At 64.4% G+C, this 12933-nt stretch carries 11 protein-coding genes; 5 read left to right on the top strand and 6 right to left on the bottom strand.

Going from position 1 to position 12933, the window contains the following annotated elements:
• Window positions 1-14 precede the first annotated feature (14 nt).
• The 4 genes from H7692_RS13920 to H7692_RS13905 form a co-directional block, all read right to left on the bottom strand.
• Complete coding sequence (locus tag H7692_RS13920; RefSeq protein WP_222137173.1) at window positions 15-1109, bottom strand: S41 family peptidase; 1095 nt, start codon at window positions 1107-1109, stop codon at window positions 15-17.
• Between the two features lie 83 nt (window positions 1110-1192).
• On the bottom strand, window positions 1193-1393 hold the full coding sequence (locus H7692_RS13915) for a hypothetical protein (RefSeq protein WP_227340384.1): 201 nt from the start codon (window positions 1391-1393) through the stop codon (window positions 1193-1195).
• A 10-nt stretch (window positions 1394-1403) separates the two neighbouring features.
• Window positions 1404-2534 (bottom strand): acyltransferase family protein, encoded by a 1131-nt coding sequence (locus H7692_RS13910; protein ID WP_222137172.1) that lies wholly within the window; start codon window positions 2532-2534, stop codon window positions 1404-1406.
• Window positions 2535-2639: 105 nt separating this feature from the next.
• Window positions 2640-4157, bottom strand: a complete 1518-nt coding sequence (locus H7692_RS13905) for an acyl-CoA carboxylase subunit beta (protein WP_227340383.1) — start codon at window positions 4155-4157, stop codon at window positions 2640-2642.
• Between the two features lie 56 nt (window positions 4158-4213).
• Between H7692_RS13905 and H7692_RS13900 the strand changes: the two genes are divergently transcribed.
• Window positions 4214-4696, top strand: a complete 483-nt coding sequence (locus tag H7692_RS13900) for a thioredoxin family protein (protein WP_222137170.1) — start codon at window positions 4214-4216, stop codon at window positions 4694-4696.
• On the top strand, window positions 4689-5468 hold the full coding sequence (locus tag H7692_RS13895; protein ID WP_227340382.1) for an SDR family NAD(P)-dependent oxidoreductase: 780 nt from the start codon (window positions 4689-4691) through the stop codon (window positions 5466-5468). The genes H7692_RS13900 and H7692_RS13895 overlap by 8 nt, the downstream gene beginning before the upstream one ends.
• Window positions 5469-5470: 2 nt before the next feature.
• Here H7692_RS13895 and H7692_RS13890 read toward each other — a convergent pair whose 3' ends face one another.
• Window positions 5471-6034, bottom strand: coding sequence for a VOC family protein (locus H7692_RS13890; protein WP_222137168.1), 564 nt, complete (start codon window positions 6032-6034; stop codon window positions 5471-5473).
• Window positions 6035-6120: 86 nt separating this feature from the next.
• Here H7692_RS13890 and H7692_RS13885 point away from each other — a divergent pair, with 86 nt between their 5' ends.
• The gene (locus tag H7692_RS13885) at window positions 6121-7023 is read left to right on the top strand and encodes a DMT family transporter (RefSeq protein ID WP_227340381.1); all 903 of its coding nucleotides are present in this window, start codon (window positions 6121-6123) and stop codon (window positions 7021-7023) included.
• Between the two features lie 105 nt (window positions 7024-7128).
• Here H7692_RS13885 and H7692_RS13880 read toward each other — a convergent pair whose 3' ends face one another.
• Complete coding sequence (locus H7692_RS13880) at window positions 7129-8085, bottom strand: L-threonylcarbamoyladenylate synthase (RefSeq protein ID WP_227340380.1); 957 nt, start codon at window positions 8083-8085, stop codon at window positions 7129-7131.
• Window positions 8086-8138: 53 nt separating this feature from the next.
• On the opposite strand from H7692_RS13880, the gene H7692_RS13875 reads away from it, so the two are divergent.
• Together H7692_RS13875 and H7692_RS13870 are read left to right on the top strand one after the other, a co-directional pair.
• Window positions 8139-9881, top strand: coding sequence for an acyl-CoA dehydrogenase (locus H7692_RS13875; RefSeq protein ID WP_227340379.1), 1743 nt, complete (start codon window positions 8139-8141; stop codon window positions 9879-9881).
• Window positions 9882-9984: 103 nt separating this feature from the next.
• Window positions 9985-12276, top strand: coding sequence for an EAL domain-containing protein (locus H7692_RS13870; RefSeq protein ID WP_227340378.1), 2292 nt, complete (start codon window positions 9985-9987; stop codon window positions 12274-12276).
• Window positions 12277-12933 lie beyond the last annotated feature (657 nt).

Raw genomic sequence — 12933 nt, 5'->3', positions numbered from 1 at the left:
CGGGGGAGGTCATTTCATTTGGCTGTGGTCGCGACCTTCGGCTTGCGTCGCTCCATCGACCGCGTCGGCATATGGGCGTCGGACAGGCGTTTTGCTTCGTCCGCCGCGATGCCGAGGTCGGTGAGCGCGACTTCGAGCGCGCGTTCGGGCGCGACGTCGACGTCGGGCTGGACGCCGTCGCCTTCCCAATCCTTGCCCGTCACCGGATCATAGGTGCGCCCGACCGGGATGAAGGCGCCGAAATCTCCGCCGAGTTCCTGCCCGCCGCCGAAATGGTTTGCGCCGCCCGTCGCAGCGCCGATCAGTTTGGCGCGTCCCGTATGTTTCATCGACAGGGCGAAATGCTCCGCCGCCGACCGCGATGCGCCCGAGGTGAGCAGATAGACCTCGGCATCGCGCAGCCTTTTGTCTTCATTCGGCATCACCCAATGTTCGCGCGTCACCATCGCCGGATCGCCCTTGACGCGGCGCAACGTCGGGCCGTCGCCGAGCATGAAGCCCTTGGCATCGACCGAGGCGCGCACCGCCATCGTGACGAGCCGCGTCGGCTTGTCGAACAGCCACGGAAACATCGCGTCCATCTGCGCCATGCCGCCGCCATTGTGGGTCCGGATATCGTAAATGATCGCCTTCGCATCGGCATGGTCGGCCATGAACTTTGCCGCAGCCGCGGTCGTCGCGTCGTCGTGAGGGAAGCCATTGAAGCGGATATAGGCGATGCCCGGCGCGATCCAGCCAGCCTGCTCGATCGGTGCAGGCATCGGCGGCGCGCTGCCCGCGCCCGGCGGCGGCGCAGTGACCCCCGCGCGCACGCGGATATGCCCGTCGGGCGAAACCGACTGCACCGTCGTTTCAAGCGCCCGGGCAAGTTCTTCGCCGGTCAGCTTCGCAAAACGTCCTGACGCAATCCCTGCGCGCAACGCGTCGGCATAGCGTTTGCCGATATCGGCATAGACATAATCGTCCTCGAGCAGCTTCGCGTAATTTTCGGCGATCTGATCCGGGGAAACGGTTTCGGCCGCCAACGCCGCGGGCGGCGCGACTATGGGAAGCGTGGCAAGTCCGGCACCGACGAAAAGGCCGGACGCGAGAAGCGCGGTACGAATCATGAAATCCTCCAAACAAACCCCGGTTCGCCAGGAGGTGTATCATTTCACCAATACACGTCAACTACGATTGTAGTCGATACTGCTCACCGCTTGCGCGCGAACCAGACGAGCGCAACGCCGATCAGGGCCAGCACCGTTCCGTTGCGCGTCCATGTCAGATCGCCCAGCATGAAGCTGCTCGACGGCCAGCGCACGATATCGAGCCCCTGCAATATCCACAGCGCTCCCATCATGATCGCGGCAATCCCGACGACCGCCATCAACCCTTTGACCACGCCCATCATCTCCCTCCCCCTATCTGCGTTGCAGCCCGATCAGCGGGCGCAGCCATCCGATGCTGCGCCCGATCGCGTAAAAAAGCCAGCATCCCGCAACGGTGACCGAAACGAGGGTCAGGAAGGAGGGCAGCGCCGTCACCTCCGCCCGCAGCAATAGCCAGCCTGCCACGACGATGATCGTCTGGTGGACGATGTAAAAGGGAAAGACCGCCTCGGCCAGCGTGGTGCGCCAGCGATGCTCGCGGTTCCAGAAGCGATCGGCGATGCCGACGAGCGCGACGATCATTGCCCAGCCCTGCACCAGCCGCGCGACGTCGAAGGGGATGCCGACCCAGTCGGGTGCGGGAATTTTGCCGGGCCAGTTCCATTCGACCCAGCTCACAAAGGCAAAGGCCGCGATCGCGATTGCCAGCCCCGCCCGCCAGCAGCGCGCGACCGCGGCAAACAGCTCCGGCCGGACGCGGAGCAGCCAACCGATGGCGAACGGTATCAGATAATGAAGATGCGACGGCCCGTCGTCGACCAGCGCGTGCGTTTCGTCATGTTCGGGGAAGAGCGCATAGATCAGCAGCCACCCCGCAAGCGGCACCGTCAACATGCGCCATCCCTTGAGCAGACGCGCCGCGCCGTCGGCGAGCCGCGCGCGCAGCGTTTCGGGGAACCATACCATCACCCCCGCCGCGAGCAGCGTATAGACCCAGAGATAGACGACGAACCACAGATGCTGCCACGTCGGCAGTATAATACCGTCGAGCGCGCCAAAGCGGAAATAATCTTGCGTCCAAAAATGCACGAAACCGCCGCGATAGCCGTGCTGAACCATCAATTCGATCCACGGCTGCGGAGGGATCACGACGACGATGCCGAAGGCGAGCGGGATCAGCAATCGCGCGCTACGCGACCGCACGAACGCGCCGCCGCCTCCAAGCTTCGCGAACAGCGCCGCGCTTGCATAGCCCGACACGAGGAACAGCAGCGGCAGCCGCCAACTGTTCGTCGCCCGCATCGGGATCGCGACCCAGTCGATCACCGGGTCGATTTTGACGTGCCAGCCCCACGGCACGAAATACATGCCGATATGATAGAGGATCAGCAGCCCGAACGCCCCGATCCGCAGCCAATCCATGCCAAGGTGGCGCGTGGTCATGCGCAAACTCATCCCCTCCCTTGTCATCCCGGACTTGATCCGGGATCCAGGCACCATCGCGCGAATGGATCCCGGATCAAGTCCGGGATGACGAAAAGCAGCGCGTTACGTCACCACCCGCCAGGCCAGCTCGGCGAATTCGCACAGCAGCGGCCGCGTATCGCGCGGGTCGATGATGTCCTCGACCCCGAATTTCTCGGCGGTGCGGAAGGGCGAGCGCACGCGGTTGAGCCGCTCGCGGATCGCTTCCAGATGCGCCGCCGGGTCCTCCGCCGCCTCCAACTCGCTTTTATAGGCGACCTCGACCCCGCCCTCGATCGGCAGGCTGCCCCAGTCGCCCGATGGCCATGCGAAACGATATTGAAAGCGCTCGGCATTCGACATCGCGCTTCCCGCAATGCCATAGGCGCGCCGCACGACCACCGACGCGAGCGGCACCGTCGCGCGATAAATGGCGTTCATCGCCTGCACGCCATATCGGATCGTCCCCGTCCGCTCGGCCTCACCGCCGATCATGAAGCCAGGATTGTCGACGAGGTGGACGATCGGCAAGCGGAACTGGTCGGCGAGCTTCACGAAGCGCTCGGCCTTTTCGCTCGTCTTCGCGTCCCACGATCCGCCGAGGTAGGATGGATCGCTCGCGAGCACCGCGACCGGCCAGCCGTCAAGCCGCGCAAAGGCGGTAATGACCGCCCGCCCCCAGCGTGCGCCCATCTCGAAAAAACTCCCTGCATCGAACACCGCGTCGGCGATGCGCCGCATCGAATAGACTTGCTTCGCCTCGCGCGGGACGGTGGAAAGCAGCGCCTCGTCGCGGCGATCCGCCGGATCGCTGCACGGCGTGCGCGCAGCGCGTTCGTGGATCGAGGACGGCAGATAAGAGAGGAAGCGCCGCGCCGCCGCAAAGGCTTCGGCCTCGCTCGCGACCTCGTCATCGACCACCCCGTTGCGCGTATGGACATCGCTGCCGCCCAGCTCCTCGCGGTCGAGCGTGTCGCCGATCGCCGCCGCGACTGCCGGCCCCGCCGCAAAAAGCTGCGACAGCCCGCGCACCATGATGCTGTAGTGGCTCGCCACGACGCGCGCCGCGCCAAGACCGGCAGTCGGCCCGAGCGCAAGCGCGACCACCGGCACCGTGTCGAGGTTCGCAATGATCTGGTCCCAGCCCGGAACATGGGGGATATAGGTATAGCCCATATCCTCGAGCGTCTTGACCGACCCGCCGCCGCCGGTGCCGTCGATCATCCGGATCAGCGGCAGCCGATATTCATGCGCCATCGCCTCGCACTGGACGAACTTGCGGTGCAACGCCGCATCGGCCGCGCCGCCGCGCACGGTGAAATCGTCGGCGCTCGCGACGACCGGCCGCCTGTCGATATTGGCGCGGCCGAAGATGAAGTTCGACGCCGCCAGATCTTCCAGTTCGCCATCGGGTCCATAGCTGCCACGCCCCGCAATCTTGCCGATCTCGCGAAAGCTGCCCGGATCGACCAGCGCCGCCAGCCGCGCGCGCGCGTCCATCTTGCCGCGGCCGTGCTGGCGCGCGACCTTTTCGGCGCCGCCCATCTTCTCGGCCATCGCCCGCCGCGCGGCGAGTTCGTCGACTTCCTTTTTCCAGCTCATGGCGGCGAGGCTAACTGACGTTGACGGAAACGTCATGCAAAACCTATCGTGGTGCGATGATCCGTCACCTTGTCCCAGCCGTGCTGCTCTTGTCCTTGTCCGCCTGCACTTCGGCGACGACACCGCCGCATCCCCAAGCCCGCCCCTTTGCGGCAGCTCCGTCCGCTGCGGCATCGGTCGACGCGGCGCTCGCGCGCGCGGCGGCGGCGAACAAGCGCGTCATCCTCATGTTCGGGCTCGACGCCTGCCACGACAGCCGCGGGCTCGCGGGCTGGTTCGAAACGCCGCGCTTCGCCGCGATGCTCGAACCGCGCTATGAAATCGTCTGGATCGATGTCGGCGCCGACCGCACATTGAACGCCGACTTGGCGGCACGTTTCGGCGTCGCTCCGATCGTCGGCACACCCACCGTCGTCATCACCGACGCAAAGGGAACGCCGCTTAACCTGACCGACGCGCCCGGCTGGCGAAACGCCGCCAGCCGCAGCGAGGACGACATCTTCGACTATTTCGAGAAATGGGGAACGGCCAATGACTGACCGGAAATTAGAAGGGCGGACGGCGCTCGTCACCGGCGCCTCGCGCGGCATCGGGCGCGGCATCGCGCTGGCGCTCGCCGACGCAGGCGCAGACATCGCGGTCAATTACACGCGCGACACGGACGCCGCCGTCGAAACCGTCGCGGCCATCGCTGCAAAAGGCCGCAAGGCACAGGTCTATCAGGCTTCGGTCGCCGACGAGGAGGCATCGGCGGCGATGATGGCCGCGATCGAGCGCGATTTCGGGCCGATATCGATCCTGATCAACAACGCGGGCATCGCCAGCCGCGGAAAAGCTGTCGCCGATACCGAAGCGGCCGAGGTCGAAAAGCTGCTCGCCGTCCATGCCGTCGGCGCCCATCGGCTGTCGCGCCTCGCTCTCCCCCAGTTGCGCCGCCACGCGCGGAGCGACATTGTCGTCATTTCGAGCATCGCGACGCTCCACAATGCGTCGAACGGCGCCCCCTATAATATGGCAAAAGCTGCCGGAGAGGCACTCGCACTTACCTTGGCGAAGGAAGAGATGAAGAACGGCGTCCGCGTCAACATCGTCGCCCCGTCGCTCACCGTCAGCGATATGGGCGAGCGCCTTGCGCGCGCAGTGACGGGCGAGGAGGACATCCACCACCTCGACGCCAAATTCCCCTTCGGCCGCGTGCCCACCCCCGGCGATGTCGCCGCGGCGGTGCTCTGGTTCGTCTCGGACGCGAACCCATATTGCTCGGGACAGAAGCTCAATATCGACGGCGCTGGATTGGCCAGCTTCCGCTAGGCTCAGCTTATCCCGTGCTCGATCGGGATATCCGCGGGCGGCCCTTCGGGCATGGCCATCAGTTCGGCCTCGCTGGCCCCGGCTTCATAGCGGGCGAGCAATTCGTCGGGATCATAATCGACGCCGACTGCATTCCGGCCGAACTTGTCGCTCTTCATATAGGCAATGGCATCCTCCGCACTGCCATGGTCGACCTGAAACTCCATCCGGTTGCCGTCGGGGTCCCGGTAATACATCGACAGTGCGATGCCGTGATGGATCGGCCAATAGGGCGTGATTCCTTCCGCCTTCAGCCGCTTGTAGGTCGCGAGCAAATCGGCGGCGCTCGCGAAGGTATAGGCGACATGATTGACCCCGATATCGCCCCGCCCGCCGTCGCCGCCGGGTTTCAACAGGTCGAGATTGGCGAAGGCAAAGCGATGATGCTCGTCGTCATAGGTCAGAAAGGCGAGCGCCGGGTCCTGATGCACGACATCGGCCTGAAAGACCTTTTTGTACCAGGCGATCATCTCGTCGTAGCGCCGCGTCATATAGACGACATGCGCGAATTTGCTCGGTTTCGTCATGGCCCCACTCCCTCCGGAAACCCCCTGCCATCCTGCACGCGATTGCATCGGTGTGCAAATCCGGAACCCTCGGCTAGAGCCAGCCGATGCGTCCCGATTCGCCCTCGCCAGTCGTCCCCTTCCTGATCGCCTGCGCGGGGATCGCGACCTTTTCGGCGATGGACGTGCTGATGAAGGGGCTGTCGATCGAGCTTGGCGCTTATAATGCCGTGCTTTGGCGCACCGGCGCGGGAACGCTGCTCATGGGGCTCGCCTATTTCGCCAGCCGCCCCGTGCGGCCGGCGCACGCTACGCTGCGGATCCATGCGTGGCGGTCGCTGTTCGTCGCGGGGATGGCGCTCAGCTTCTTCTGGGCCCTCGCGCGGCTGCCGATGGCGGAAGCGATCGCCATCGCCTTTGTCGCGCCGCTGATGACGCTCTATCTGGCGGCGGTGTTCCTCGGCGAGAAAATCGGGCCGCGCTCGATCGCCGCGTCGATGCTCGGGCTCGTCGGTGTACTCGTGATCGTCGCGGGCAAGATCGGGCGCGGCGATTATTCGGCGGAGGCGCTGTGGGCGGTCGGCGCGGTCTTCGTCTCGGCCTTGCTCTATGCCTATAATCTCATCCTCGCACGGCGGCAGGCGAAGATGGCCGAGCCGATGGAGATCGCCTTCTACCAGAATCTGTTCGTGACGCTGATCCTCGCACTCGGCGCACCGTGGTTCCTTCACCTGCCCGGCACCGCGAGCGCGCCGCCCATCGTCGGCGCCGCGCTGCTCGCGACACTGTCGCTGCTGTTGCTGAGCTGGGCCTATGCCCGCGCCGAGGCGCAGATCCTCGCGACGACCGAATATACCGGCTTCCTGTGGGCGATGCTGTTCGGCTGGGTCTTCTACGCCGAGCCGGTGACCTTGCCGACCATCGCCGGCGCACTGCTGATCGTCGCCGCCTGCCTGATCGTCGCGCGCAAGACGCCGCAGCTCGACCCGATCGAACCGGCGGCGGCCTAAGTTCCTGAATTCCGTTCGCATCGATCGAAGTCGAAATGCCAGGAGCAGGAGCGGATGCCACGAGTGGCTCGACTTCGCTCGACACGAAAGGAAGTCAACAGACGGTTATACCGCCGCCCGAGCAAGCCGGTCGTTGATCGCCGCGCCCAGTCCCTCGTCCGGGATCGCCGCGACCGCAATTTCGGCCTTCACGCTCGCCGCCGCGGCGTGCAGCGCGTCGAACAAATTGGCCGCCGCTTCGACAAGGTCGCCGCCCGCGCTCAGGTTATAGTCGCCCGCCAGATCGCCGAAGCCGATGCCGAATTCGCTCACCGCAAAACCCGTCGCGCCGAGGCGCACAGGCTTGCCCGGCGCATAATGGCTCGCGAGCATTCCCGGCGCCACGACCTCTGAACTCACATGAGAAGTAACCCGCAAACCAATCGATTCTGACAGCATTTCGGCCGTCACGGGTCCTGGCCGCAATATCTCGATCCTGTCGTCCGCCACGCGCGCAATCGTCGATTCCACCCCCGCGCTCGTCGCCCCATCGTCGATCACGAGCGCGACCCGCCCGTCGAGGCTCGCGCGCACATGCTCGGCCCGCGTCGGGCTCACCCGCCCGCTGGCATTGGCGCTAGGCGCCGCGAGCGGCGCGCCGGTCGCGGCGAGAAGTGCCTGCATCGCGCGATGCCCCGGAACGCGGAGCGCGATCGTGCTCAGCCCCGCGGTCGCGATGCTCGCGACGGCGCAGTCCTCGCGCCGCGGCACGACAAGCGTCAGCGGCCCCGGCCAGAAACGCTCCGCCAGCGCGCGTTCCGCCGCACCGAACAGGCCGAGCGCCTCGGCGGCGCGCAGGTCCGGCGCATGGACGATCAGCGGGTTGAAATCGGGGCGCCCCTTCGCGGCATAGATGCGCGCCACCGCCTGCGAATCGCGCGCGTCGGCGGCAAGCCCGTACACCGTCTCGGTCGGCACCGCGACGGGCTGTCCGGCCGCGACCAGCGACGCGGCACGCGCGATCGCCCGCTCGCCGTAGGGGCAGATTTCGGTGATCATGCGCTCATTTGGACCCTCGGCCATGCCGCGCTATAGCGCCGCTGCCCAAGGAATCACCAGTAAAGTCGGGATGCCCCATGACCTATATCGCGCCGACCACCGAACAGCTTTTCGTACTCAACCATATCGCGCGCATCGACGCGATGGCACAGTATGAGCGCTTTGCCGCCGCAACCCCCGACATGGTCGAGGCGATTGTCACCGGCATCGGCGATTTTGCGTCGGAGGTGTATGCGCCGCTCAACCGCATCGGCGATACCGACAATCCGAAATGGGAGGACGGCCGCGTCACCATGCCGCCGGGCTTCAGGGAAGCGTATAAGCAGTTCGTCGACGCCGGCTGGGGAACCATCGACGGCCCGGTCGAATATGGCGGCCAGGGCCTGCCCTTCACGCTCGCGACGGTGGTGATCGAGGCGCTCGGCAGCGCCGACATGGGCTTCACCCTCTGCAACATCCTCACCCCCGGCGCGATCCACGCGCTGATGGCCTATGGCACCGAGGAGCAGCGGCAGCGCTGGCTGCCCAAACTCGTCACCGGCGAATGGAACGGCACGATGAACCTGACCGAGCCCGCGGCGGGCAGCGACGTCGGCGCGCTCCGTTCGACCGCCGAGAAGGTTACGGACGGTCCCAATTCCGGCCTCTATCGCATTAAAGGGCAAAAGATTTTCATCACCTTCGGCGAGCACGACCTCACCGACAATATCGTCCATCTCGTCCTCGCGCGCACCCCCGGCGCGCCCGAGGGAACGCGCGGCATCTCGCTCTTCCTTGTCCCCAAATATCGCCTCGACGCCAACGGCAAGCCGACGATTTCGAACGGCGTGCGCTGCGCCTCGATCGAGCATAAGCTCGGCATACACGGATCGCCGACCGCGGTCATGATCTATGGCGAGGACGAAGACTGCCTCGGCGAGATTGTCGGCGAGGAAATGGGCGGGATGCGTGCGATGTTCGTGATGATGAACAATGCGCGGCTGATGGTCGGTTGCCAGGGCGTCCAGATCGCCGAACGCGCGACGCAACAGGCACAGACCTTCGCCGCCGAGCGCGTCCAGTCGGCGCTCGCGGGCAGCGCCGACCGCACCCCCGTCACCATCGACCGCCACCCCGACGTCAAGCGCATGCTGTGGCGGATGCGCGCGCAGACCGAAGCAGCGCGTGCGCTGATCTACTACGCCGCGGCGCAGACCGATTTCGGCAAACTCGGCGATGAAGCCGCAGCGCTGCGTGCGGAAATCCTCATTCCGCTCGCCAAGGCGCATGCGACCGACATCGGCTGCGAGGTCGCGAGCGTCGGCATCCAGGTACACGGCGGCATGGGCTTTATCGAGGAAACGGGCGCCGCACAGCATTATCGCGACGCGCGCATCGCGCCGATTTACGAAGGCACCAACGGCATCCAGGCCGCCGATCTCGTCGGCCGCAAGCTCGGCATGGCGGGCGGCGAAGGCGTGCGCAGCCTGATCGCGGACATCGCACACGGCGCGGGCGACTTCCCCGAACTCGCCGATCTGGCCGAGGCGTGCGCCGCCGTCACCGACTGGCTCGAACAGGCCGACATGCCCGACCGGCTGGCGGGCAGCTACCCCTATCTGACGATGCTCGCGACCGCGACGTGCGGCTGGCTGATGGCCCTGCAGCATCAGGGCGCACGCGCGGCGCTCGATACGGGGGACGGCCACGACGCCTTCCTCGAGGCGAAGATCGCCTCGACGCGCTTTTACCTGCAACAGATCGTCCCCGCGGCGCGCGGACTGGCGGCATCGATCCTCGCAGGCGACGCGGCTCTGCCGCCCATCGCTTCGGCCAGCTGAGCGCCCCGGAAATCCGCAGGTTCGGCGGCGGAATTGGGATGATGATTAACGCGATGCTAACCAACAGAGACTAGGCACATCCGGCAATCTTCCGGAGACGTGCGTGCCCCAAAAGGTCAAGAGCCTGATTATTGGTTGGCGGTCCATCGGCCTCTCGCTGCTCCTCAGCGCGATTGTCGGGCTGGCTTCCGTCGCCGAACCGATCGACCGCATCATCGAAGCGGCGGTGGGCCGTCTGGCGTGGCGACCCGTTTCCGGCGACATCGTGGTGGTCGCCCTCGATGACCGGACGATTGAGGAAACAGCGCGCGGCGACTTTTCGATGACGCAGCACGGCCGCGTCGTCGATGCGATCAACGAAGCTGGGGCCAAGCGCCTTTTTATCGACTTCACCTATGAACGGCGACAGAATGACAGTCAGTTGCCCAGGTTGACCAGCGCGGTAAAGCGCATGAAGGATCGGGTCGTCCTTGCCGCCGCGGCCAAGGAGACACAGGGCGGCAAGGCCGAACTCACGCGCCTGCCGGGGCCGGCATTCGGAACCGATGCATTGCTCGCATGCATCGGATGGGAATATGAGCTGTGGCAGGTCTGGCGTGTCCCGATCACCCTCGACGTGGGCGGTAGGCTGATACCCAGCTTTTCGTCGCTCCTCGCTAACCGCTTTAGCGACAAGCCGGGCGTCTATGCGCTCGATTACTCATACGACATTGACTCGATCCAAACATATAGCGTGTCCGACGTCCTGTCCGGCGAAGTCGGCGCCCGGGAACTGAAGGGAAAAGACGTCATTTTTGCGCCGACGTCGGTGACGTTTCAGGATACCCATTATCTGCCCGGCAACAATCGCGTTCCGGGTGCCTTCATTCACCTTATCGGCGCCGAAACGCTCAAGCGCGGCATACCCGTCGATATCGGTTGGTTACCGGGCGTGACGTTCGCCGCCCTCACATTGCTGGCAGGCGCCTATTTTCGACGCGGGCGACGGTTTGCAGCGGTCGCCTTGACCACGATCGGCGTGTTGATCATCGCCAAGCTTATATTGATGACGATGTTGGTCAGCAGCACCGTTGGCGCTGCGATATTTCTGATCGCGGCGATTGCCGCCAATGTGTCACGCAAAAGCCGCCGACAATCGGCACAGCGCGAAAATCCGATCTCGGGTCTGCCGAACTTCGAAGCCCTGCGGTCGCAAGCTCCGTTTGGCAGCGCGACGGTGGTCGCCGCAAAGGTCGTCAATTTCGAAGATCTGGCTGCCTTCATTCCGGGGGACGGGATTGGCAAGCTCGTCGAACAGGTCACGCGCCGCCTCCAACTCGCGTCGCAGGGCACATCGCTGCACCACGATCTCGATGGCACGTTCGCATGGCTCGTTCCCTATTATCAGCACAGCCAGATCGAGGGACAGCTTGCCGGTCTCGCGGCATTGTTCAATGCGCCGCTGACAATAGGTGATCTGCGCGTGGACGTCGCAATCGCCTTCGGCGTGAATGATGAGTTCGAGGGATCGAACGCGCAGCGCCTGGCTGCTGCACTTGTCGCGGCCGAACGCGCGATCCGGACGCGGTCGCTCTGGACCAAATATACCTCGCGCCAAAAAGAAGACGCAGGCTGGCAACTCAGCTTTCACTCGCAACTGGAGGATGCCCTCGCCGGCGGCGATATCTGGGTCGCGTTCCAGCCTCAGTTCGAAATATCGTCGGGCGAGCTCGTCGGCGTCGAGGCGCTGGTGCGCTGGACCCATCCGACGCGCGGCCCGATCCCCCCCGACGAGTTCATCGTTCAAGCCGAAAAAAGCCAGGACATATATCGCCTCACGCTGTTCGTGATGGATCATGCGATCCGCTCGGCAGCGCAGCTCTACAGCCGCGGCATCCGCACCAACATGTCGGTCAACCTGTCCGCCACCCTACTCGATCACAATGATCTCGTCGGAACGATCCGCGTCATGTTGACCGCACATCACCTGCCAGCCGAATATCTGACGATCGAAATCACCGAAACCGCGCAGATCGAAAATAGCCGGCAGGCGCGCCAGACGCTCGCGCAAATCCGTCGTGCGGGCATCCGTCTGTCGATCGACGATTATGGCACTGGCCAGTCCAACCTCGAATATCTGACCGAGATCGAAGCCGACGAGATCAAGATCGACAAACGATTCGTGATGACGATGCGCGATTCGCAACGAAACTTCGAAGTGGTCAAATCGACCATCGACCTCGCGCACCGTCTTGGCGCTGTGGCCGTCGCAGAAGGCATTGAAGATGCTGCAACTTTAACCCTTCTCGAGGATTTGGGGTGCGATGTGGGACAAGGCTATCACCTTGGAAAGCCACAGCTATTTTCCGAGTTGATCGACACGCTTTCCGACGCCTCTCATACCCGCTCGGCATAACTTCCATTCTGGTTTCAATGCTTATAGTTAAGACTCGATTTACCTTACTAATTAAGGTATACAGCCTGTTAACTGTTCCGCGTGAGCAGTGCCAACAGGAGATTTGATATGGGTTGGTTCTGGAAATTCCTTGGTGGCGGCGGCACCGGCAACGGTGGCGGTTCGGCCTAACCTGAACTCGAGTTTTAGATCGGGCCTCGGCATTGCCGGGGCCCTTTCTTTTTGGGCCGAGCCGGAACCGCTGTGACGCGCCAGGCGTGGTTCGATGGCTTTGCCGGGCGCCTCGATTGCAACCCTCTGGTCTGTGAGCGCCTATCCGGGCGACCCAAGTTTTTTTTGATCCCGCGCGCCGCTGGCACAGATCGTCCCCAATCCCGCAGAAAGGCGCGGCCTGAGCTGCCGCCCCCCTCGCGCTGCGCGACGAGTCGAATCAAAATGGCGACGAGTCGAGTCGCTATTTTGTCATTTACGCTCTTGCATCGCTGCGCCGACGTGGCACTATAGATGGTGGGCGGACCGACGGGGGACCCCAATAATTAGTATTTGGCTGCAAGTGGCGGATTTCCGTCGCCCATCGCATATGGGCACGGGAAAACCCCTTTGCGTCCAAAATAATATCCCCGCCGAGCGGCTGATGATGCTAAGACTGGGGCTTCG

The sequence above is a fragment of the Sphingopyxis sp. P8 genome (assembly GCF_020622175.1).
Taxonomy (GTDB): domain Bacteria; phylum Pseudomonadota; class Alphaproteobacteria; order Sphingomonadales; family Sphingomonadaceae; genus Sphingopyxis; species Sphingopyxis jiangsuensis.
This window is presented reverse-complemented; position numbering and strand designations above follow the sequence as displayed.